The organism is Eximiradius sp. (assembly GCA_937127445.1).
Lineage (GTDB): Bacteria > Bacteroidota > Ignavibacteria > Kapaibacteriales > UBA2268 > JAKIZO01.
On the sequence record CAKZLY010000027.1, the window covers coordinates 31,154 to 55,854 of the forward strand.

The 24,701-nt window shown below is 34.2% G+C and carries 20 protein-coding genes and 1 tRNA gene; 5 read left to right on the forward strand and 16 right to left on the reverse strand.

Annotated elements, in window-relative coordinates:
* The first annotated feature begins 4 nt into the window (after positions 1-4).
* Positions 5-481 carry a Cys-tRNA(Pro) deacylase gene (ybaK, locus tag AC6QZF_RS08290; protein ID WP_499799413.1) on the forward strand — a complete coding sequence of 159 codons (477 nt, stop codon included), beginning with the start codon at positions 5-7 and terminating at the stop codon, positions 479-481.
* An 87-nt stretch (positions 482-568) separates the two neighbouring features.
* Here ybaK and AC6QZF_RS08295 read toward each other — a convergent pair whose 3' ends face one another.
* From AC6QZF_RS08295 to nuoE, 3 genes are read right to left on the reverse strand one after another with little or no spacing between them, the layout of a single operon-like run.
* Positions 569-2,356: an NADH-dependent [FeFe] hydrogenase, group A6 gene (locus tag AC6QZF_RS08295; protein WP_499799414.1), complete on the reverse strand. Its 1,788-nt coding sequence runs from the start codon at positions 2,354-2,356 to the stop codon at positions 569-571.
* A gap of 15 nt (positions 2,357-2,371) precedes the next feature.
* Positions 2,372-3,553 carry an NADH-ubiquinone oxidoreductase-F iron-sulfur binding region domain-containing protein gene (locus tag AC6QZF_RS08300; RefSeq protein WP_499799415.1) on the reverse strand — a complete coding sequence of 394 codons (1,182 nt, stop codon included), beginning with the start codon at positions 3,551-3,553 and terminating at the stop codon, positions 2,372-2,374.
* Between the two features lie 8 nt (positions 3,554-3,561).
* Positions 3,562-4,026: an NADH-quinone oxidoreductase subunit NuoE gene (gene nuoE / locus AC6QZF_RS08305; RefSeq protein ID WP_499799416.1), complete on the reverse strand. Its 465-nt coding sequence runs from the start codon at positions 4,024-4,026 to the stop codon at positions 3,562-3,564.
* 538 nt (positions 4,027-4,564) lie between these two features.
* Here nuoE and AC6QZF_RS08310 point away from each other — a divergent pair.
* Entirely contained in the window at positions 4,565-5,065 is a 501-nt protein-coding gene (locus AC6QZF_RS08310; protein WP_499799417.1) for a chemotaxis protein CheW, read from the forward strand.
* 15 nt (positions 5,066-5,080) lie between these two features.
* On the forward strand, positions 5,081-7,585 hold the full coding sequence (locus tag AC6QZF_RS08315) for a methyl-accepting chemotaxis protein (RefSeq protein WP_499799418.1): 2,505 nt from the start codon (positions 5,081-5,083) through the stop codon (positions 7,583-7,585).
* Between the two features lie 50 nt (positions 7,586-7,635).
* On the opposite strand, the gene AC6QZF_RS08320 is transcribed toward AC6QZF_RS08315, so the two are convergent.
* Positions 7,636-8,997: an MATE family efflux transporter gene (locus AC6QZF_RS08320; RefSeq protein WP_499799419.1), complete on the reverse strand. Its 1,362-nt coding sequence runs from the start codon at positions 8,995-8,997 to the stop codon at positions 7,636-7,638.
* Between the two features lie 176 nt (positions 8,998-9,173).
* On the opposite strand from AC6QZF_RS08320, the gene AC6QZF_RS08325 reads away from it, so the two are divergent.
* Positions 9,174-11,459, forward strand: coding sequence for a TonB-dependent receptor (locus tag AC6QZF_RS08325; RefSeq protein ID WP_499799420.1), 2,286 nt, complete (start codon positions 9,174-9,176; stop codon positions 11,457-11,459).
* Between the two features lie 53 nt (positions 11,460-11,512).
* On the opposite strand, the gene AC6QZF_RS08330 is transcribed toward AC6QZF_RS08325, so the two are convergent.
* From AC6QZF_RS08330 to AC6QZF_RS08365, 8 genes are all read right to left on the reverse strand, one after another.
* A tRNA-Leu gene (locus AC6QZF_RS08330) sits at positions 11,513-11,595 on the reverse strand.
* A 51-nt stretch (positions 11,596-11,646) separates the two neighbouring features.
* The gene (locus AC6QZF_RS08335) at positions 11,647-12,144 is read right to left on the reverse strand and encodes a DinB family protein (RefSeq protein ID WP_499799421.1); all 498 of its coding nucleotides are present in this window, start codon (positions 12,142-12,144) and stop codon (positions 11,647-11,649) included.
* Between the two features lie 19 nt (positions 12,145-12,163).
* Entirely contained in the window at positions 12,164-12,934 is a 771-nt protein-coding gene (locus AC6QZF_RS08340; protein WP_499799422.1) for a cytochrome b/b6 domain-containing protein, read from the reverse strand.
* On the reverse strand, positions 12,931-14,283 hold the full coding sequence (locus AC6QZF_RS08345; RefSeq protein WP_499799423.1) for a hypothetical protein: 1,353 nt from the start codon (positions 14,281-14,283) through the stop codon (positions 12,931-12,933). Before AC6QZF_RS08345 ends, AC6QZF_RS08340 begins: the two co-directional genes overlap by 4 nt.
* A gap of 190 nt (positions 14,284-14,473) precedes the next feature.
* Entirely contained in the window at positions 14,474-14,821 is a 348-nt protein-coding gene (locus tag AC6QZF_RS08350; RefSeq protein WP_499799424.1) for a c-type cytochrome, read from the reverse strand.
* A 67-nt stretch (positions 14,822-14,888) separates the two neighbouring features.
* Positions 14,889-15,398, reverse strand: coding sequence for a Rieske (2Fe-2S) protein (locus AC6QZF_RS08355; protein ID WP_499799425.1), 510 nt, complete (start codon positions 15,396-15,398; stop codon positions 14,889-14,891).
* A gap of 12 nt (positions 15,399-15,410) precedes the next feature.
* Positions 15,411-16,685: a hypothetical protein gene (locus AC6QZF_RS08360; RefSeq protein WP_499799426.1), complete on the reverse strand. Its 1,275-nt coding sequence runs from the start codon at positions 16,683-16,685 to the stop codon at positions 15,411-15,413.
* Between the two features lie 129 nt (positions 16,686-16,814).
* Entirely contained in the window at positions 16,815-17,903 is a 1,089-nt protein-coding gene (locus AC6QZF_RS08365) for a hypothetical protein (protein ID WP_499799427.1), read from the reverse strand.
* Between the two features lie 336 nt (positions 17,904-18,239).
* Between AC6QZF_RS08365 and AC6QZF_RS08370 the strand changes: the two genes are divergently transcribed.
* Positions 18,240-19,217: a hypothetical protein gene (locus tag AC6QZF_RS08370; RefSeq protein WP_499799428.1), complete on the forward strand. Its 978-nt coding sequence runs from the start codon at positions 18,240-18,242 to the stop codon at positions 19,215-19,217.
* Between the two features lie 77 nt (positions 19,218-19,294).
* Here AC6QZF_RS08370 and clpX read toward each other — a convergent pair whose 3' ends face one another.
* From clpX to AC6QZF_RS08390, 4 genes are all read right to left on the reverse strand, one after another.
* On the reverse strand, positions 19,295-20,542 hold the full coding sequence (clpX, locus tag AC6QZF_RS08375; RefSeq protein ID WP_499799429.1) for an ATP-dependent Clp protease ATP-binding subunit ClpX: 1,248 nt from the start codon (positions 20,540-20,542) through the stop codon (positions 19,295-19,297).
* Positions 20,543-20,620: 78 nt separating this feature from the next.
* Positions 20,621-21,931 carry a DUF389 domain-containing protein gene (locus AC6QZF_RS08380; protein WP_499799430.1) on the reverse strand — a complete coding sequence of 437 codons (1,311 nt, stop codon included), beginning with the start codon at positions 21,929-21,931 and terminating at the stop codon, positions 20,621-20,623.
* Positions 21,932-21,951: 20 nt separating this feature from the next.
* A complete protein-coding gene (locus AC6QZF_RS08385) occupies positions 21,952-23,259 on the reverse strand; it encodes an oligosaccharide flippase family protein (RefSeq protein WP_499799431.1) in 1,308 nt (435 codons plus the stop codon).
* Positions 23,256-24,566, reverse strand: a complete 1,311-nt coding sequence (locus AC6QZF_RS08390) for a replication-associated recombination protein A (RefSeq protein ID WP_499799432.1) — start codon at positions 24,564-24,566, stop codon at positions 23,256-23,258. The genes AC6QZF_RS08385 and AC6QZF_RS08390 overlap by 4 nt, the downstream gene beginning before the upstream one ends.
* Positions 24,567-24,701: the final 135 nt, after the last annotated feature.

Below are 24,701 nucleotides of genomic sequence, written 5' to 3' on the forward strand. Positions count from 1 at the left end.
TATTATGGCTCAAAAAGATTATCCTGTAACTCCTGCAATCCGTTTTTTACGTGAAAAGAATATTGATTTTGAACCATTTGAATATGAATATCAGGAAAAAGGTGGTACTCGACAAACAGCAGAAGAACTTAAAGTAGATGAACATAAAGTAATTAAGACATTAATTATGGAAGCTGACGGACAACCAATTGTTGTTTTGATGCACGGAGATAAAGAAGTTTCTACCAAAAATTTAGCAAGGTTATTGGGTGTGAAAAAAGTTGAACCAGCAAAAGCTGAAAATGCCATAAAATATACTGGATATTTGTTCGGCGGAACAAGTCCATTTGGTACAAAGCGAAAAATGAAAACTTATATTGAAGAAAGCATAATGCAACTGGATTGCATATATATTAATGGTGGAAAACGCGGATTTATTCTAAAAATCTCTCCTGATATATTAAAATTGCTTGATTACGAATTGGTTAGTGCTGCAATTTAAGATTTAGATAATAAGTATTAAAAAAGAGGCTGTATGATTTGCTCATCAGCCTCTTTTATTTTTTATTATTAACGTTTTGAAAATCAACTAATACCTGTTTCGTTTTGTATAGTGAGTGTGCAATAATTTGTGTGATTTTTTGCTTAATGGACCATCGGGAATAAATTCTTCGTAGAGAAGTTTTATTTCTGGGTTTTCGTGAGATTTGCGAATAGGCATACCTTCATCTTCCGCATAGATAGCAGCGATACGTCTTTTACGAATTTCATCGTTTGTAGGTATTGGTTGCCCACCGCCACCTATGCACCCACCAGGACAAGCCATAATCTCAATAAAATGATATGGTGATGTTCCTGATTTGACTTGATCCATAATTATTCGGGCATTAGTTAAGCCGTGAGCGATTGCAACTTTAAGTTGCACTCCATTAAGAAATGCCCACTCCTCTTTACACTCTTCAAGTGGAATCGTTGCCTCTTTGATTTTACCTAAACCACGAGCTGGAGTAAAATTAAGATTTTCAAAAGGTAATTCGCACCCTGTTACAATTTCATAAACAGTTCTCAAAGCTGCTTCCATAACGCCTCCGGTAGCACCAAAAAGTACAGCAGCACCAGTTGATTTGCCCATAAGTGTGTCAAAGTACCCATCTTCGAGTTCTGCAAAGTTCAAACCTGATTGCTTTATCATTAGTCCAAGTTCGCGAGTAGTAAGCCCAGCATCAACATCTTGATAGCCGCTATCCTTCATTTCAGGGCGATTTGCTTCGTATTTTTTGGCAGCACAAGGCATAGCTGCAACACAAACTATATCTTTTGGATCTAATCCCATTTTTTCAGCATAGTAAGTTTTAGCAAGAGCACCAAACATTTGCTGTGGAGATTTGCAAGTGGAAAGATGCTCTAAATGATCTGGGTACATATGTTCGATGAATTTTACCCAGCCGGGGGAGCAAGATGTAATCATAGGCAAAGCCACCTTTTCTTTTTCGAGCAATGCCTTGCGAAGCCGGTGTAATAGCTCAGTTCCTTCTTCGATAATTGTCAAGTCTGCTGTAAAATTAGTATCAAGCACAGAATCGAAACCCATTTTCTTTAGAGCTGTAACCATTTTGCCAGTAACACGAGTACCTGGTGGATACCCTAATGTTTCGCCAATAGCTACGCGAACAGATGGTGCTGTATTGATAATAACATGCTTTTTCGCGTCCCCGATAGCTTCCCAAATATAATCAAAATAACGACGCTCTGTAAGAGCTGCTGTCGGACAGTGAATAACGCATTGTCCACAATTTACGCAAACAACTTCTGCAAGAGGTAACTCCATAAATGTGGAAATTTTCATATGCTCACCACGATGAGCAACAGTAATTGCATTTACGTGCTGCAATTCTGCACAAGTTCGTACGCATCGTTGACAGCGAACACATTTGCTATCGTCTTTTTCTATCGACCAGGAAGATCTATCTATCACTGAGTCAGCGTGAGATAAAGTAATATAACGGTTATTATCAATATTAAACTCGTTCGCCAATGCTTGCAATTCACAGTTAGTGCTTCGATAGCAAGTAGTACATTGAGTATTATGTTCGGAAACAAGCAAAGCAACTAAATCTTTTCTTGCATTTCGCACTTTCGGTGAATTTGTTTTAATAACCATTCCATTTGTAACAGGAGTAGCACAAGCCGCAGCAAGAGTTCGTTGACCGACAACTTCTACAACACATATGCGGCAGTTACCCGCTATGCAAAGGTCCTCGTGATAGCAAAGTGTCGGAATATATATATTTACTTTCTTTGCTGCATCAAGAATCGATGTCCCTTCTTCTACAATGACATCAATACCATCAATATTTACATTAAGAAATTTTTCCATATTTTTTCCCTGATTTTAATAAATCATTTCTTCAATAAAATTAGTTACAATCGATGAGAAAGAATTTGCAACTGATTGACCAAGACCGCATTTAGCAGTTATTTTCATTGTATCTGTAAGCTTCAGCAATTGATCGAGATATTCTGGAGGCTTAATTCCACGCTTGACAGCATCAATACCAATTTTTAGCTGCTGGCAACCAATACGGCATGGAGTGCACTGTCCACAAGATTCTTCTGCAAAGAAGTCTAAATAATTTTTTAAAACATTATACATAGAGCGTGAACTGTTAAACAACATCATCGAGCCACCTGTAGGAAGTGAATCGCCAACAAGTCCACCCTGAAAACCAATAGTTGTTTCTGCAAACTTTTTACGGGGAACACAAAAACCAGAAGCTCCACCAACTTGCACCGCTTTCGTATCGCCGTCGCCAAATTCTTCTACAAACTCCGCAAGCGAAAGACCAAATTCAAGATCATAAATACCAGGCTTAGGTGTATCCCCTGAAACGGAAAACAATTTGGAACCATGCGAATCTTGAATACCAAGCTTCTTGAATTCTTCGGGGCCAATTTTGAAAACCATCAGTGCCGAGGCAAGAGTTTCTACATTATTTACAACAGTTGGCATATTTTTGAAGCCAGATTGGGTTGGGAATGGCGGCTTATTTCGAGGTTCACCACGTTTTCCTTCCATTGATTGAATTAATGCTGTTTCTTCACCACATACATAAGCTCCACTACCAAGGAAAATTTCAATTCTAAAATCAAGATTAAATTGTTTTGCAACTTGATGAAATAAATCAATTTCAGCTTGAAGTTTTGGAACTAAAAATTTATATTCACCACGAAGATAAATATATCCTTTTTTGGCACCTACGACTCTACCGCAAATAGCCATAGCAGAAAGCACCTTGCGAGGGACACAATCCAAGATTTCACGATCCTTGAATGTCCCGGGTTCTCCTTCGTCGGCATTGCAAATTACATATTTTTCGTCACCAGGAGCAGCAGCAGCCAATCTCCATTTTAGTCCCGTTGGGAAACCAGCGCCACCACGACCTTTAAGTCCCGAATCGATTAAATCTTTAATAATTTCTTCATTGCTCCTTTTCAGTGTTTTTTCGAGTACTTTATATTTTTCAGTTGTGTAGGAGCCAAGAATCATATCGAGTTTTCTTAATCTGTCTGGCATAATTACCTCTATTTATTTTTATACATTGTTATTATATCACGAACTTTATCAGGGGTAAGCTCTGTATAAACGTCGTCATTAACGAGCATAGCTGGAGCTTTGTGGCACCAACCAAGACAATTAGTATATAGCAAGGAAAACTTGCGATTGTTGGTGGTCTCCCCCATCTTGATTTTCAATAAATTTTCGAGTGTCGCTACAATTTCTTTCTTGTTCTTCATATCACAAACAATTGTTTTACACACTCTGATTACATATTTTCCGAGTGGTTTGGTTGAGAGAAAATGATAGAATGTTGCTTTGCCATATACTTCTGCACTTGAAATATCAAGATGACGTGCAATTTCTACCATCGCCTCGTCAGAAACATAACGTTGCTCATCGAATATACCTTGCAAAATCGGCAATAGACTCTCTCGTTTATTGCCATACCGAGCAACAAGTTCACTTACCAACAAAGAAGTATCTTTCATAAAACTCCTAAATAAAAAGTGGTACAATTAAGTAAAATCTTCATTTTTTATTCATATATAGTTAATTAAAGAATTTTGTATTTATTTTAGGAACTTTCATAAAATCGATAAATAATTCTCAATTATTTTACGACTTTTTATGATATTTTCCAAATATTTTTTTCATTTTAGATTAAAATTTTTCAATAATTAATTAGTTCCATCTAACAATCAAATTGTTGTATCTTAATAACTTAATTTATATCTAATAAAAAAATTTAATATTATTAATTAATGATTTATTTTTAATCAAACATATAGGTTGTAGTTTATTTTTTTGAAACATCATTATTTTTCTTAACAATCAGTTAAAAGTTATTCATTTTTCAGGTTAATCGAACTTTTGATTTTAAATGACTTAACATGACTTGAACCATTCTTTGATATTAAAGAATTGATAACACAATATATTTCTTAAAAAATTCCCTCAATTTTTTTTAGTTTATTACGATAATATTATTTAGATTACATTTTATTCCAACATTTTTTGAGGCTATTTATGGAGTTGAAAAAAGACGCTGTTTCCGATACTTCGCAATCCCAACTTCTTCAATTAGTTTCTTTTCATATTGAGGAAGAAGAGTTTGCGGTCGATATTCTGAATATTCAGGGAATCAACCGTATGATGAATATTACACGTGTGCCTAACACGCCTGCATTTGTCGAAGGAATTATTAACCTTCGTGGGCAAGTAATACCTGTTGTTAATTTAAGGAAAAGATTAGGCTTTCCTCCTAAAGAACCTGATAAAGCTACTCGAATAATTGTTGTAGAAATTGGGAAACGTGTGATAGGTTTCATTGTTGACAGTGTTAATGAAGTTCTTCGTATCAGTAGTTCTATTACCGAACCACCTCCTCCAATGGTTGCTGGTATCGATTCTGAATATATAACAGCAGTTGGAAAGCTTGACGATCGCCTCCTTATCTTGCTTGATTTAGAAAAAGTTCTCTCGGGCGATGATTTAAATGTTTTAGAAAACATTTCTAATAATAGTTAATATAGGAGTTATGTTATGAAAATTGGTATGAAATTAGGTATTGCGTTCGCTATACTTACTGGTATTATGATTATTGTTATTTATATGGGAATTAATGCAACCTCAACATTAAATCAATCTATCCAAGATTTAGCTAAAGACAGATTCCCTAAGACCGTATGGGCTAATAATATAATAGATGCACTCAATGAAAACGCACGAGCATTTAGAGATGCGATGCTTACAAACGATCCAAAAGAAAAAGAGAAGCAAATTGAAAGAGCAAAAGGAGTTGCTTCTATTGTAATATCTAATATGGATTCTCTTAGAATCAATGCAAAAACTGAACAAGAAAGAAAAATGATTGAAGAATTAAAAGAAATTAGATCTCAATATATAAAAGGAAGAGAAAAGTTGTTCGAACTCATTAACTCCGAAAAAAAACAAGAAGCAGTTGATTATTTATTTGGTGAATTTAGACAATATCAAACTGAATATATGGATAAAATAACTGAAATAATAACATACTATACAGATATGTTTAATAAATCCTCAACTGAAGCAGCAGAAACATACAACTCCCAATTTACCATGCTGATTGTTTTGGGAATAATCGCAGTAATATTGGCAATTGTTTTAGCTGTGGTTGTTACTCGTGGTATTACAAAGCCACTTAATGTTGGTGTTAAAGTAGCCGAAGAAATTGCACGAGGTAATACAAATGTACATATAGAAGTAAAAGGCAAAGACGAAACAGCTGTTCTTTTGACTGCAATGAAAGGAATGGCTGGTACAATTAAGACTATTATTAATGAAATAAACAATTCAGTGAAAATGGCAAAGGACGGCAAGCTTGATTATCGTGCTGATGCTATGAAATATCAAGGCGATTTTAAAGAACTTGTTTTGGGGTTCAATTCAACGCTGGACGCAATAATTGGGCCGCTCAATGTTGCTGCTGAATATGTTGACCGTATCTCCAAAGGTGATATTCCTCCTAAAATCACTGATGAATACAAAGGTGATTTCAATGAAATTAAGAATAATTTGAATACTTGTATTGATGCTGTCAATCTTCTTGTTTCTGACGCTAATATGTTAGTTCTTGCAGCGATTGAAGGCAAATTAGATACTCGTGCTGATGCATCTAAACATCAAGGTGATTTTCGTAAAATTGTTCAAGGTGTAAACGACACTCTTAATGCAGTTATTGGACCTCTCAATGTTGCTGCTGAATACGTTGACCGTATCTCCAAAGGTGATATTCCTCCTAAAATCACTGATGAATACAAAGGTGATTTCAATGAAATTAAAATTAATCTAAACACCTGCATAGATGCTATTAATTTATTAATTTCAGATGCTATGATGCTCTCAAAAGCAGCGGTTGAAGGGCGTCTCGACACTCGAGCAGATGCATCCAAGCATCAAGGTGATTTTTGTAAAATTGTGCAAGGTGTAAACGATACTCTGGATGCTGTAATAGAACCAATAAAAGAAGCAAGCCAAGTGCTTGGGATAATGGCAACAGGAGATTTGACTGTTCGAATGCTTGGTGATTATCGTGGCGACCTTGCAAAGCTAAAACAAGATATCAATATGCTGGCTGATTCGTTAAGTGGACTAATCCAACAAGTGAATGAACTGGTTGATAATACAGCAAGTTCAGCAACCGAAATTTCTGCAACAGCTGAAGGTTTGGCAGCAGCATCACAAGAACAAAGTGCTCAAGCAGACGAAGTAGCGTCGGCAGTAGAACAAATGTCTCGAACTATCACAGAAAATGCAATGGCAGCGAACAAAACAGCAGAAGTAGCAAAAGAAAATGGCCGGATTGCTTCGGAAGGTGGACAAGTTGTAAGTCAAACAGTCAACAAAATGAGAGATATTGCAAAGGTGGTTAAAAACTCAGCTGAAAATATTGAAAAGTTAGGAGAATCAAGCAAACAAATTGGTGAAATTATCTCTGTAATAGACGACATTGCGGATCAGACGAACCTACTTGCTTTGAACGCTGCAATCGAAGCAGCACGAGCTGGAGAGCAAGGACGTGGGTTTGCAGTAGTTGCTGATGAAGTTCGCAAACTTGCCGAACGCACAACTGAAGCCACAAAACAAATTGCAATAATGATAAAGGGAATTCAAAGCGAAACAGAATCAGCTGTACTTGCAATGAATAAAGGAACGGTTGAAGTTTCAAGTGGAATAGAGCTTGCAGACAAGGCTGGACAATCCCTGCAGCAAATACTTAATTCTACGCAAGAAGTAATTGATATGATTAACCAAATAGCAGCTGCAAGTGAAGAACAATCGGCAACAAGCGAACAGATTTCGAAGAATGTTACTTCTATTTCTCAGGTTACTTCTGAATCGGCTAAACGTGTAGAGGATGTTGCACATACAGCCGAGGAGCTCGCTAAGATGACCAACCAATTGGCAGATTTGATGAGACAATTCAAAGTGGACGAATACAGTTCTAATATGCCTATGAGACAACTATCAAGGAATCGAGCAAAGCAATTGGGAAGCAAGTTAGGATAAAAACACTAATAGAAAAGAAAAGGGACGCGCATTTTCGATAGCGTCCCTTTTTACTTATTAATAATTAGAAGCGATTTATTTTTAAGATTGTTAAGCTCATAAATAAGGAAAATTAGAGCAAGCACAGCTGCAAGGTAATCAGCGAATGGTGCGAATGCCCAAAGTCCATCCAACCCTAAAAAATGCGGCAAAATAAGCACAAGAGGTATGATAAAAATAATTTGCCTTGTTAATGTAAGTATAATAGATTTCAACGGCTTACCAATAGCTTGGAAGTATGCACCTAAAATCACCTGAAATCCAATAATAGGCAGCGATAAAACATAAATTGTAAGCCCATGCCTCCCAACTTCCAATAATTTCAAATCATTAGAAGAAAAAAGTTTAATCACATCATTTGGAAATGAAATTAACAAAACAAATCCAGCAAAGCAAACAATAGAAGCATACATAATTCCACGTGAAAGTAGTTTCTTAACTCTTGTAAATTGCTTAGCACCGTAATTATAGCCAATTATTGGTTGAATACCTTGATTTAAGCCAAATACTGGCATTAAAATAAACATAACGGTACTATTGATAATTCCCATAGCTGCAACAGCAGTAGAACCACCATAATAGAGAAAACTACTATTTAACAAAATAAATATTCCACTTGAAGCAATGTGCATAATAAAAGGAGAAAAACCAATCCCGACTATTTGTTTAGAAATAGTTTTATCAAGATGAATATTTTTAAAGTAGAGTTTTAGATAGCTCTTTTGGTTCAAGAAATAAACCAATACCCAAATCGCAGAAATAATTTGAGCAAGAACAGTCGCAAAAGCCGCGCCTTTTATTCCCCAGCGAAACCCAAAAATAAAAATTGGATCTAAAATCATATTGCCGATCGCTCCAATAATCATCGTAAACATTGCTATTCTTGGATTCCCTTCTCCGCGAATAATTGCATTTAAGACAAAAGCCACTATTTGGAATATTATCCCCCAAATTACAATTCGAAGATAGTCTGCTGAAAGCGTAAGAATTTCTCCCTTAGCCCCCAGAAATCGCATAATTAGTTCAAGGAAGAAATAATATAGAAATGATAATACTAACGAAGTCGAAATACTTAAAAAAACAGCATTTCCCAAAGCTTTTTCTGCCATATTTTTCTGCTTTTCACCAAGCTTTAGAGAAACAACAGCACCTGCTCCAATCCCAAATAACATAGCAAAAGAAAAAGTGAACATTAGCAATGGAAATGTCATTGTAATTGCAGAAATAGCGTTAGAACCAACCCCTTGACCAACAAAAATCCTATCGACAACATTATATGAAGCATTAGCAACCATTCCAACAATTGCAGGGAGTGAGAACTTCCAAATCAGTGAATCAATGTTTTCAGTTTCCAATCTATTAATATTATTCATTTATTTACCGTATCAACAATAAATCAACGCAAAATTAAGCAATATAAAGCAACCCCAAAAATTATTTATTAATTTAGTGATGCTAAATATTTTTTTAGATGCGATTAAAATTTTCGTATTTTTCATTCGTCACCATTAAACAATTAAATAAATGTCTAACATTAAATTGTATTTTTATGAAAAACATAATTTTATTTCTTGCGCTAACTCTCTTCATTTTAACTAATAATACATCAGCAAACCAGCAGCCAACAGGAACACTTTCAGGACGAGTATTATCACGAATGAATGAAAAACCTCTTGTTGGAGTAACTGTTAGGGTTCTTGGAACAAATTTAGGAGCAATAACTCGTGGAAATGGCACATTTACAATTAGTAATATACCACCTGGTATTTATGCACTACAGTTTAGTTACGTTGGATATGAAACTTATGTAAATGCTAATACAAGCATTACCTCTGGTAAAATAGTAAATTTAGAAATCTACCTAACTGAAAGTGTCATTCGACTCGAGGGTGCAGAAGTACGTTCGAGCTACTTTATAAAAAAAGCAGAAACAGTTACAAGCACGCAGACACTAAATTCGGAAGATATTCGGCGAGCACCGGGTGTTCAGGAAGATGTTTTGCGGGCAACTCAATTATTGCCTGGTGTGGCAATTACTTCAGCAGGTAGAAATGATTTAATAGTGCGTGGCGGAGCACCATTCGAAAATCTTTATGTTGTTGATAATATTGAAGTTCCGAATATAAATCATTTTGGTTCGCAAGGAACTGGCGGGGGGCCATTATCAATAATAAATATTGATTTTATTCGAGAAGTATCATTTTCTGCTGGTGCATTTGGTGCAAAATATGGCGACAAAGTATCGTCGATAACTAACATTAGTTTAAGAAATGGAAATGAAAATCAATTTGGAGGAAAGGCAACATTATCTGCGACAGGATTTGGATTAAATTTAGAAGGGCCAACAAACGAAAACGGGTCATTTCTATTTAGTGCGAGGCGTTCATATCTTGATTTCATATTTGAGGCAGCTGGCTTTGCATTCATTCCAGAATATTGGGATTTTCACGCTAAATTTAATCAAAGGTTAAATAGTTCTAATACTCTATCTTTTTTAACAATTGGTGCAATTGGATCTGTAAAATTGAATAACGATGATGAAGAAAATAGATTTGAAAATAGTCGTGTTGCAGTTCCTACTCAAAAACAGTATTTTTCTGGTCTTACTTGGAAACACTTATTTGAAAATGGATTTTCCACTGTAACATTGGGACAAACTTTGACTGATTATTCAACGTTTCAAAATGATATAAATTTGAACAAAATTTTACAAAATGATTCGCGCGAAGCTGAAACATCATTAAGAACGGACGTTGATTTAATGGTAACAAATACCGGACAGATTACTTTTGGAAATCAACTTAAATGGGCAACAAAATTGAAATATGACGTCTTTGTTGCTGGATTTTTCAGAACAGATGAAAATGGAATTCCACAAGAATTATCAATTGACACAACTTTCAAAACTTACCAAAATTCTTCTTATTTTAGCTACACACAAGGAATTGGACAGCACAAATTAACATTAGGCGGACGATTAGAATATATTAATTATGTAGAAAAAAAATGGCTGTTTTCTCCTCGAATTTCTGTCTTTTATCAGATAAATCCTGTCTCAGCAATAAGTGTAAGCGGTGGTAGATATTTCCAATCCCCATCTAAAATTTGGCTTATTGGAGCACCGCAAAACGGGCAACTTAAAGCTATACAATCAGACCAAGTAGTTCTTGCTTACGACCATACACCGCTTGAAGATGTAAAAGTACAAGTTGAAGTCTATCACAAATGGTATTCCAATTATCCGGCACGTTTGTGGAGGCCTTATGCTGTTCTTGCACCAACAGGATTTGATGATATTAGCAATGATATTCCATTCGGTCTCGAACCTTTGGTTAGTCAAGGCAAAGGATATTCAAGAGGCTTTGAAATTTTTATCCAGAAAAAATTAAGTGAACTTCCACTATATGGATTGCTAAGCTTCACTTTGAGTGAGAGTAAATTCAAGTCTCTCAAAGGTGGATACCGTCCAAGCAACTACGATAGCAGAGTGATTTTAAATGTTGCAGCAGGATATAGAATAAATCAAGAATGGGAATTAAGTTCTAAGTTTCGAATAGCATCAGGACAACCAACCACCGCATTTTTACCAAGCGGTCTAAGAGATTGGGAGAATTATAATTTAGGAAAGCGTTTGTCTATATTCCATGCTTTAGATTTCCGCGCTGATAAACGTTGGAATTTCACAAAATATACATTAATTACTTATTTAGATATCCAAAACATCTATGGAAGAAAAAATGTTTCTAATATGCGTTGGAATAGTAAAGAAAATAAAGTAGAATATGGTCGTTCGATAGGAGTGCTGCCAAGCATTGGAGTTAGTTTTGAATTTTAGGCACTAATTTTCAAAATATTAACAAAAAAACGTCTTTAAAGACGCTTTTTTTGTGCGGAAGAGGGGACTTGAACCCCTACGCTCGTGGAGCACCACCCCCTCAAGATGGCGTGTCTACCAATTTCACCACTTCCGCAATAAATGGAGTACAAAAATAAAACATTTCTTATAAAAAACAAAGTGAAAATTATTCCGGAGCTTCCATTCCAAATTGTTTCCATTCTTCTTTTGATGGTCCATAAATACCGGTTACAGGTAGCCCAGCTTGCCGCATCAATACTGTAAGTTGCCCACGATGATGTATTTGATGATATACTAAGCCTTTCAATAATTCTTTAAACTTCCAATTTTCACCATAAACATTATATTCTTCATTTAATTTACTATTATCAAAATTCTTAATTGTTTCGATTAATGAATCTGAGTACTTCTTGTATTTGTCAATCATAGCATTAATGTTGGAAGGTATTTTTTCTTGCAAGTCAAAATCTGGAAGTTGAATTCCCGCAGCACTCATCATTTCTCCAACTGTAAAAACAATGTGCCACACAATTGTGCCAAGAGTACGCCCTTCATGATATACCTTTTGATTTAAAGATTTGTCTGTTATCAATTGAAAAAGTTTAATAGTTGCAGAGCTTTCTTGTGTCCAGTCGGCTATAAATTCATTAATTGTTGAGTACATAAAAACATCCCTTTTGTTGTTATTTTAAGTTGTTATTTATTACTTCAATTTTATTTTCATTGTTATTCGATTCTTGCTTGGAAATATCAACCGATGAATTACCCGATTGTTCAGGTGCATCTTCATCAGAAATTTCAGAATTAGAAACATTATATTGATTATTATGCTCGATATGCAAATGCCAGCCATTTATCATAGATTTGAAATTTGCAGTAACAGTATCACCGTGTGTGGCAAGGTAAATATGCCCAATAAAAAACAAATTCAAAAAGAAACCAATTGTAATGTGGAGCAGTGCCATTGGCCAAACACCACCCATACCCATAATTTGTTCAGGAGCAAGTTCTGGAAACATAAGTAGCCAGCCAGAGATAATAATTCCCGGGACAGCTAAAAACATAATCAAAAAATAAGTAAGTTTTTGAAGAGGATTAAATTTATTTTCTGGAGTGGTTTCGAAAGGATGAGGTTCACCCTTGAAAACACCCACTAAATAATAACGCATTTGTTTTAAATACATCTCTTTAGCACCACGTAATTGTGGTATATATTGCTTATAATTTCTTGTTTTAATATTAAAAAATAAATAGTAAAGAAAAACAGCCGAAAGCAATATACCGCAAACATTATGAGTAACAATTGCGTATTCGAATGGCATCAGTAGTGAACTTGTATCGGAATACTGCATACTGACACCAGATAATATCAGTAGAAAGAACAAAATTGCATTTATCCAATGCCAAAAACGCAACCAACGTGGGTACATATATACTTTTCGAACATTACTCATACTTTTTTCTCCGTAATTTGTTTTCGTTTTATACTAAAATAAGCTCGAAGTGAAGCGTGAATAATAATTCCCAATAAAGTAAGCACAAAAATAGCAATACTTACCATATTTAGATATAAGTTTCTTGTAACACCAATTACGTATGCATCAGAAAGAATAGTTCCATTGATAAAACCGTATTTCTCACGTGAAAGAGATTTCTGATGGCGATATAATGTGTTCATAAGCATTGAATTCATAGAATGGCAAGTTTCACATCTCTTGACTGTTTTTTCTGGTGGCAAAATATCGTGAGAACGGTTAGGCGGTTCAATTGAAGAATGACAGTCAATACAACGAACTCTATCCCAATGAGAACTGATACGTGGTAACCAACGATGAGCTTTATCAACTGTAGCAATACCATATTTGCTCATCATTTCTTCGTTAGCGTGACAAGCAACACAATAAACCATTTTATTATTGACTACAACATTGAATTTCATACCTGATTTTGTAAAAACTGCACTTGGGATATCTGGAACGTGCTGAATATTATGTTCACCGTGGCAATAAGTACAGTTTGGCGCATCTGAATTTCGACTTAATAGAGATTTGCCATGAACACTTTCAATATACTCAGTTGAAACTTCACTATGACAGGAATTACATACATTATGAATATTAAAATGGTTTATTCGAGATTCTGGATTAGAAGCTTTTTGAAGTTTATGGGTACCGTGACAGTCAACACACATAGCAGCCTTCGTATTCCCAGCTAATAAAGCAGAACCGTGAACACTTTTTTCATAATTAATTAGTGAGTTTGCATATTGGCTCGATATAGAAGTAATGTGAAGGTGACAAGATAAACATAATTTTTCTTGATTTAATTTTTTTTCTAATTCAGAAATTTGATTTCCTTTTGTTATTGGTTGTTTGTGGCAATAGATGCAAGTTGGAGCATTAGGATTGTGAGCAACATACTGGATTGAGTGTTCAGATCGCAAATGGTCTTTTTTTATGTCGGAATGACATTTACCACAAAATTCAGTAGAATTAGTAAAATGTAAAGGAGAATTAGGATCGCTGGGACTCTGAATATTGTGAGAGCCATGGCAACCTACGCAATTAATATCTGCACCGCCCTTGCTTCCAGTTGCTTTTGCCATAGATGGATGCCAAGGATGCTTTCCTTTTAAATTCGAGTGGCAATTTGCACAATTGACACTCAAATCACCTTCTTTGTGAGGAATATCATCTGCTTTAAAACCAACGTGGCAATTTATACATAGCATTTTTGAGTGTACAGAACGAGCAATCTCGAATTTTCTTACGTGCAGTTTAACCTTACGGCCATTTTTTTCCATATAAATATCGGGATCGCTATGACAGCTCAAACAGTCATCGTTAGACTGAGAATTAGAATTTTGTACACTAAAAGATACTATGTAGAAAAAAACTAATAATAGCGGCAAATATCTGTACATAATTTTATCATAAGAAGTTTTACATATTGAAAAAAGTAGGTAGCAATAAATTGCTACCTACTAGATAAAATTATTCAGTTTTTAGAGTAGTCAACCACTCACTTATAATATTTAATTCTTCATCGCTGCCTTTGAACTGAGCAGGATGCTTTTTACCTTTTAAATCAGTTTCTTTTTTCAAATATTTTGCAAAGAATTCTGCATTGCCTTCAACAGAAGCATTTGACAAGTCAATTGCTCCTGATTTTTTCTTGGAAGCAATTCCAAGAGAATTGATCGAATGACACATATCGCATTTTTGTTCGGTAAAAATTGTTTTGCCATCTTTTGCTTCTTCTGCATTTACCGATGCATTGAAAGATGCAGCTGCAATAAAGGCAATTGCTACAACTGCTAAAAATAAATGCTTGATCTTCATAAAACCTCCTTATGAAAAAATATTCTATATACAAAAGTAACGAATATATTATAAATTAGTTTCATCTTTATATTGCAATAGTTAAAGTATTATTAACAGGATCAAACACAGAATTATATTTTAATAATGGAGGAACATCACCCGAAGCAGTCCCTTTATCTTTTAACAGTCCGTCTGAAGAAGAAAATTTAGCACTATGAGCAGGGCAATATATGTCTCCACCAGGAGAACTTGGTAGAAGTACTTGCGCACCAGCATGTCTACAAATTGAATCAAGAACAACAAATTTATTTTGTTCAATCCTGAAAATAATTAAAGGATTACCATTATTTACTGGTTTATTGTTTTTGTCTCGCACGATTGTCATTATTATTCCACCAACACTACTTAATGCAGGATAATCGGATATTTTCAGAAGTGGATAATTTTCTGGTTTGGGTTGTTCTGGTGGAGCTACAGTTTCGCCATCATTGTCGCAAGCAGTAAAAATCGAGCTTAGAACACAACCGCATAAGCCAATCCCAGCAATTTTTGCTGATTTAATCAAAAATTCTCTTCTATCATTATTTATTTCCATTTCGCTTGCCTCCTAATAGAATATATGTAATTGAAATGCAAACTGAGAATTGAATTTATCAACATGTTCACGGTCAAAAATCTTATATTCAGGGATCAAAGCTACATAAGGCAACAGAAATATTTTGGCTCCTAATGTATATCTATTAGCATGATATTTTGGATTGCCAGATGTTTGCATTTCTGTATTACCACGTTCAAAACGCAAATAAGCATAAGCAGGTTCAATCACTTGATAATTAAATTCAAGAGTAAAATTACTAGTAATTCTCCGCTGAGATAATTCTGTTCTCATATATTCTGTCATTACGGCAAATTTGCCTGGCATTCCAAAATGGAAGAAAATACTTGATGCAGTTAAGTAACGATTGCCAAAGTATATTCCATCATCTGTTTTGAGTGTGCTATTGAAAAAATGTGTTGCACCAAGGAATGAAGTCAGTCCAGTGCCAAAATCAGGTGGATGCAAAGTAATTTTTGCAAGTCCGGATAAAGTATTATCTTTTACAAATCCGTTTGTCATTTCCGATAAATTTTTCGAATCGAATACACCTAATGAAATGTCTGCCCATTCAAATGGTTCATAATCAAGAATTGCCCCTAATTCAAAATAATCACAAGGAATTGTTGGAGGGGTGAGCGTCTTAGTAACAACTTGACGGGTCATTACTGTGTGGTCGTCCCAATCAGTTCCAATTGTTGCCTGCACCATTCCAATCCGCAGGGAAGGAAGTTTCTCAAATGGATGCAGGATTATGCTTGCGGTATAAGGTGTCTGTCCCGGATACCGCTTTTTATTTTCAATTTCGTAAGCTAAATTGTAAGATCCCTCTATAATCACTCCTTCAATCGGTGTAATTGTAAGATATGGTGTTAATATCATCAACATATTGTCTCTTTTAGTTCCGTAAGGGTCAGTATAAGGAATAGTATCTTTAATATTTGGATCAAACAAGTTGTTATAAACAACAATTTTATTTTTAGTTGTGGGCCATCTAGCTGATTGATAGCGAAAATCAAGCCCGAATGTTACTTCGTCAGTAAATAAAGCGTTACTTTCTCTAATTGCATCGTAAGCTGGACTTATTCCCAAATCCTCCGGTTTAATCAAAGCAACATCACTGAAGGACATCCATCCAGACATATTACGTTGCAAGCCTATATTCGGTGCAACGTGGCAATTTTGACATTTTGTGCCGAACGATTGCAATATTGAATATTGCGGTCGGGCATTTGTTACATCAAATATTATCAACAACATTAGACATGTTATCAGAATTTTCTTCATAAACTTCTCATAAAATTGCACAAAATGTGAAATGAAAAATAATTTAAAATATAACTATGGTTAACATTTACTTTATTAAAAATTAAAGGCTGCAAAATAATTTTGCAGCCTCATCCATCAAATAATAAACTAATTCTTCAAATAAGCTAACCCATTTTTCAAAATTGCAAGTGTTAATCCAGGATTATGAGCACCATTGGAGCGATCTCTTGCAATGTATAGATAATTCAACAATACATCACCATCGGAACGAGGAATAACTCTTCTTTTGCCTGCTTCTTCGAGTTTAGCGTATTCTCCAAGAACATTATAGTCTGGATCGCCAGGATTTCCAGCAGTAGCAATCAACAAACCTTTGTCGATGAGTAATTGACGGTATTCTGCAAGTAAAGTTTTGATCTCATTAGTCTTAGTTGTTGGAATACCCGATGGGTGGCAACTCCTGCAGGATTCAATAGTACTCATTTGAGCAACTGTCATCTTAAATGAATGCCCACCAGCTGCAGGTGCAGTCGGATTGCTACCCATATGGCAGCTTACACAACCTTTCGCAAGAACACTATGAGGATTGCCTGTTGGATATGTTTCAGAACCTTCGATAAAATTCAAGCCTTTGCCTGCAAATACATTGGCAACTGTTCCATAGTGTGGTCCAAATCTTGAATACATTGCAGTAGAGCTTGCAGCTGTCAAAGTATCAAAATTTGGACTATTTCTTGCATACGAGCGAGCCTGATGGCAGGTAGCACACAAATTTCCTGTTTTGAAATCTACATTCCCATCAGCAGCAGAACCCTTGTAAATTAATGTAAATGGCTGAGTAATTCTTAATGCATAATCTGTTTCATCAAGATTTTTGTGAATGTTGTGACAAGTTTTGCAATCAAGCGCTGTAATACCAGCTTGTCCCCAAGTATTTGTTGATGCCATCTTACGGAAACCATCTCCATTGTGGCAATCACCACAGCCAGCACGACCAGCTGTGTAGGCATAAGTCTCGCCTGTTTTGTGTAGCGAGTAGTTAAATTGAGCAAATGCAAGATTCGTTGCAGTAGCATTGTCAGAGTGGCAAACGGCACAAGCGACGCTTGCGTCTTTGCCGTCTTTACCGTCTTTGCCTGCCGGCCCCTGTGGTCCTGCTGGTCCTTCAGGACCTTCGCAAGCAGTCATAAATAGAACAAATGCTACTACTGAAAGAATTGAAAACAATTTTTTCATAAAAACTCCATAATAGTGAATGGAAAATCTTTTCTTACTTCAAATATAAAAATTTATAAAATATTAAACAAAATAAATATTAAAAAAAATTAATCAATTATTATATCGCTACGACAAATATTTCACGAATCATTATATTTTAAGACTATTTAATTCTATACATATTTTGATTATTTAATTAATTTAAAATTAATTATTTTTCATTGTTTTTAATTATATCTAATTCATAAGGTAATTTTGAAAATTAAAATGAAATTATTGCTTTGAAACAATTTCTGTTAATTCTCGTAAAGATTTATGAAGAATTGTTACTTGAAATAACAAAGGGTAAAATCTATGAAAAGAAAACTACTATTGATTATCTTGATTTTAATGAGTTGTTACTCATCTGTATTAGCATATCAAACAGAAAATTTGCCTACTAATGACACTTCAAATGTATCTGAAGAAAATGACTTTTTTGAAGATGACGACGTCAATAATCCATTGTTAGATATATTTACATCTGCACTTAGATTCAAACAATACAAGCCATCGAAAAAATTACGATTAGATTTCTATAAAAATTCACCTACAATATATTTAGGTTACGGTGTAACAAATCATTTTTATGAAAGAAATACTTTCACTTCTAAAATTAACAATAATGGAATAATTGACATCAAACTTGGTTCTACTGATTTATACCGTGCCACTTCAAATGTTGTTGAATATGATAATGATTATTTGTCATTCAGTTATGCTGAAAATAAAATAAATTATGAAGAAAACGGTTATAGTAATAATCATATGGGCTTGCGACACTTTAAGCTAAGCTTGAATAATTCAGATGGTTATGGATGGAATTTAGGTGGCAACTCACATATAGTGCTATTCCATAGTTCAGGAATAAATTGGAATAACCTATCATTTGACTATGATAATGCTGATAGTGCCTCAATTAAATCGGCTAAAATATTTGGTAAACAATTAAGATATGGTCGCGGTTTTGCAGGCGGAGTAAAGATATTCTTAGTCAATGGTGTTGCAATTTCAGCTGAATATGAACAAACTATGACTTTTCCACGTCATTTGTTCTGGAAGGATCTTGGAGCATTTATTATTGAGGCTGTTGCTCAGGGATTATCTACCAATTTTGTTGATGAAGTGCTGGATAGTTCTCCTAAATTTGCTCCAGTAATTCATTTTCTACTTAAAAATGGAATTTCTTATGGTTTTTATGAACTTTATAGAGACAAGATGAATTGGCCATTCAAAACTACACCACCATTAATGAACAAAACTTACAAAATTGGCATAGATTTTATTTTTTAAACATATTTTTATCTGCATACAAAATAAGGATTTGCTTGACGCCAGGCAAACCCTTGTTTTGTATAAAAATCATAATATTAAGCAATTTTGGACTTCTTTGAAATTATTTCAGCAACAGATTTATTTAGTACGACTTGCTCATTTATTATAACTTTTTTAACATTCTTTTGGTTTGGTATTTCGAACATAATTGGCAACATTATCTCTTCGATAATACCTCGCAAAGCGCGAGCACCAGTTTTTCTTTCGCGAGCAAGTTTTACGATACTTTTTAAAGCATCATCTGTAAATTCAAGTTCAACATTATCCATTCCAAGAAGCTTTTTGTATTGCTTAATTATAGCATTTTTCGGTTCAGTTAATATGCTCATCATTGCTTCATCCAATAATTCTTCAAGAGGAGCAATGATTGGCAATCTTCCAGTTAGCTCAGGAATAAATCCAAATTTCACTAAATCTTCTGGTTCGGTATGCTTTATCAGGTCAAGTTTTTCTTCGACTTTTTCGGTTGCTTCTGCTAAGAAACCAAGTGTCTGCTTTTGCATTCTGCGAGCAATAATTTTCTCAATTCCTTCAAAAGCACCGCCACAAATAAACAAGATATTTCGAGTATCAAGATATATCAATGATTGTTCAGGGTGCTTGCGACCACCTTTCGGAGGAATCCCGGCGCGAGTGCCTTCAAGAATTTTTAACAAAGCTTGCTGCACTCCCTCCCCACTCACATCACGAGTAATACTTGTTGATTCACTTTTGCGAGCAATTTTATCAATTTCATCAATATAGATAATACCTCTTTCAGCTGCCTTTATGTTATAGTCAGCATTTTGGACTAAATTTAGAAGAACTGTTTCAACATCATCACCAACGTATCCAGCTTCGGTTATCGTTGTAGCATCTGCCATAGCAAACGGAACATTTAGTATCTTTGCTAATGTGCGGGCAAGCAAAGTTTTGCCTGTCCCAGTAGGACCAATAAGAAGAATATTACTTTTTTCGAGTTCAACATCACTATCAAATTCATCTAAATTTATTTTAAGCCTTTTGTAATGATTATAAACGGCGACAGAGAGAACACGTTTCGCATATTCTTGTCCAATAACATATTCGTCAAGTTTTGATTTAATTTCTGATGGCTTTGGTAATTCTTGTGCATTTGTGGAAAAGAATTCTACTTCGTTTTTACGAACGATTTGAATAGATGTTCGAACGCAATCATCGCAAATAAACACACCATCCTGCCCTTCGATAATAGTTTTGACTAAATAGGCTGGTGTCCCACAAAAAGAACAATGTATATTATTTTTCTGCTTGTTATTGGACATTTTTATTCTTTTATAAAATACATAAAATACAAAATTAATAAATTATACATTCTTATCATAATATTATTAAATCAAATATCAATTACTAAGTACAATAACCGATATACTGTCTTTTTGCATTCGAACTTTTATCCATTTTTCAATATTTTGAAGTTCACTTTTAGTTTTTCGTTCATTATTTGATCTAACAATGAAAACATTATGTTTAGACTTCGAGCCATCAATGTTGTAGAAGTATTGTTGAGAATAAGAAATTGTATTGATTTCTGGGAACAAAACGCTTATTTCATTAATAATATTAGAGCTAATTTCATTTATTTTCAAAAGAGAATCAATATTTTTTTCTTTTTCCGAAAGCAGTGATTTGAGTTTATTAATTTCAACTTGATATTTATTCATTTCATTATAACTTGAACTAATTTCATCGAAAGAAAAACCTTGCTTTATTTCAATCTTGGCTTTTTCAAGTTCAAAATTTTTCGAATTTTTACTAATTATCTCTTTTTTTTCTTCAGTCACAGTGCTTCCGCCATAAGTAAGTTCAATAGTTTTATTTGAAACATCAACTTTGCTTCGGAGCAAGTAGCTACCATCTAATATGCTAATGCTGCTAATAAATTTTGAGGCATTTTGGGAAAAATTTTCATTTTCAACTAAATTATAGCCAAAATAAATACTTGGCAAAATAGTAATAGAAATTATAGCCCAGATAGCATGATTAATTTTTTTCTTCTGTTCTTCGTTAACTATTGTGCGGATGGGAAATTTTAAAATTTGGGATACTAGTACAGATGAAATTGCAATAAAAACAGTATTAATTGTAAAAAGATAGATAGCACCAAAAAAGAATTTAGGTTGAAAAGTTGCCAAACCATAACCTGCCGTGCAAAGTGGTGGCATCAATGCAGTAGCAATAGCAACACCAGGAATAACATTGCCTTTCTTTTTACTGCTTGCAGCAATAATTCCCGCCATTCCTCCAAAAAGAGCAATAAATACATCATATATTGTTGGGCTCGTTCTTGCTAATAGTTCTGATTGTGGAGATGACACCGGACTTATTGCGAAATACGTAGTTGAAGTAACAAGACTAACAATAACAGCAAAAGTAAAATGCTTAACTGACTTCCTCAACAATTCAAAGTTATAAGTTGCAACGCTATATCCCATTCCGTTAATGGGTCCCATCAAAGGTGAAATCAACATTGCACCTATGATGACTGCAGTAGAATTCATATTCAGACCAACAGAAGCAACAAGAATGGCAAACATCAATATCCAAAGATTAGTGCCTCGGAAAATACTATCGGCTTCAATGTTTTTATGTAAAGTATCAAAATCATCTAATTCGTGCTCTAAATTGAAATATTGTAGAATTTTAGCGAACATATTTACCTCTATTTTGGTAATTATTTTCGGGTTCTAAAAAAGTTTTTTATCATATTACTAAAATCTGGAATAAATCTTAAAATATCTTTCAATCTTATATTAATATGTTTGTTAGTTTCTAAATGTAACAATAAGGATAAAATGAAAAAATATAATATATGAGGTAAAGGTATTAACAACGGTTGATTAATAATACCCACTATAATGAAACCAATTAGCCATAAAAAAAGAGAAATAGACATAATCTTCATTGTTTTAGTAGGCTGATTGAAAGCAATCAGCACCGAACCTAATATTGTAAAAGGCAAACCAATTGCTACCATCGAAAGCAAATTAAAAAATGGAATAGCCAAATAGTATTTTTCAGGCAAAAACCATTTAATAAATAGTTCAGTTAAACCTAAATTCAAAGATATGATAACAAATATATTGAAAAATAAAATATACGACAGAGCTTTTGTAGTCATATCAAATAAAGAATTAAAATCATTTTTAACGATTTGGCGAACAGCAGCTGGATATATTAGCCCATTTGCTGCATTTACAATTTCTTCGAACGCTCTAAATAAGTTTTTAGCAAGAAAATATATGCCTACAATTTTTGTTTGAAAAAAATATTGAATAATATATACATCTAATTGACGTGGAGCTAAATGAATAGCACTTGCTAAAGTATATGGAATAGAAAAGTTAATTATTTCTTTCAATTTAGTTTCACCTTTGAATCTGAAAAATAGTTCATTCTTAATGTTAAGCAACGCTACCAATGAACTGAAGAAAGTCCCCGCCATATAGATGTAAACAAGTTCCTTGAAGGTAAGAAAATGTTTTAAAAAAACAATAGACAATGTTGCAAAAGTCATTACTCCAAAATACACAGAATTTGTAAGAAAAAGTCGGTTCATTTTCGTATCGCGATAGAAAATTTTAATTGCGTATGTCCGAGGTATATTGATAAGTGTCAGTATGATTAAAAATTCAAACACTTCGCTTAATCTTGGTTCATTGAAAAATACACTCAAAGGCTTTCCGAAAAGCAGCAACAATAACGAGGAACCTAATGTAATAGTTAAGTGGAATGAGCTTGCAATGAAATTAACAAATCCTCTATCGTGTTTTCTTTGACCAAATTGTATCAAATTTTGAAGAGCGAATGAATCACTGATGATAAAAATCCAATTAAGTATTGTAATTAGCAATGCAAATAGCCCCATTTCTTCGGGCTTCATTGCATTAAATTGCACAATAGTAATAATACCATAACCTACAAATAATAATTTATCAGCAACTGACCAGCTAACTTTATCAATATGTTCTTTTAATCTCATTTTTTATAGCGATTTTTCCATAATTTTTCGAGACGTTCTTTGATTAATTTTTCTCGCCCTTGTTCAGTAGGATAATAAAATACTTGAAATGTATTTTTGTCAGGGAAATAATTTTCCTCGACAAAATGATTTTCGTAACTGTGAGGATATTTATAATTAATAGCATACCCTTCTTGCTTCATCAACTTCGTAGGTGCATTTCGCAGATGAAGAGGAACAGATAAATTCTCCACACTTTTAATTGCTTGTAAAGCTTTGTTAATAGCCAAATATGAAGCGTTAGATTTTGGAGCTGATGCAAGATAAGTAACACCCTGCGCTAAATTTATCCTGCACTCAGGCAAGCCAATAAGATTAACAGCTTCGAAAACACTAACGGCAAGTGTTAGAGCAAATGGATCAGCATTACCAATATCCTCGCTTGCAAAAACAACCATCCGCCTAGCGATAAACTTTGGGTCCTCCCCTGCATCAAGCATTTTTGCCAACCAAAAAATTGCAGCATCTGGATCAGAGCCCCGTAATGACTTGATAAATGCAGAAATAGTATCGTAGTGACTTTCTCCTTTCTTGTCGTACTTAGGTATTTTTTTATTGATTATTTGTTCAATGCTTGATTTATCAACTACAATGGTTTTATTATTTTTATTAGATTTTACTATTAATTCTAATACATTTAGTAAATTTCGAGCATCTCCACCAGCAATTCTAAAAAGAAGATTTTCATCTAAAATTTTAAAACGATACTGTTTTAAAATTTCATCTTCGGTTATTGCTCTTTCTAACATCCTTTCCAAGGCTTCATCGTCGAGTTCTTTCAAATGGTATACATTACAGCGACTGAGCAAAGCAGAATTTACTTCGAAAGATGGATTTTCTGTTGTTGCACCAATGAGAATAACTAATCCTGTTTCTACTGCATGAAGTAAAGCATCTTGCTGACTCTTATCAAATCTATGAATTTCGTCAATGAATAAAACAGTTTGTTTCCCGTGTTTGTAGTTTATTTTTGCTTTTTCTATAACAGCACGAATATCTTTAACACCTGCTTCAACCGCGGAAATTCTAATAAAGTCTGCTTCGTAATATTGCGCTACAATGCGAGCAAGAGTTGTTTTTCCGCTCCCTGGTGGTCCCCAGAAAATCATTGAAGCAATTTCTTTATTTTCAATTAACTTTCTCAAGCTCCCAGAATTCCCAATAATATGCTCCTGCCCAAAGAAATGTTCAATGGATTTTGGACGCATACGCTCAGCTAACGGTGGTACAATTCTCTGCTCATTCTGTTTTTCAAACAACTCGCTCATATATTATCATAATTTTGAATAATACAAAAGTAAAATTAACAATTAATCTTTAACTTGTAAAACAAAAACAAAAAATGTTTGCAATTATAACAAAGTAAACAATCATTTTTGATTATTTTTATTGAATAAAGTAAC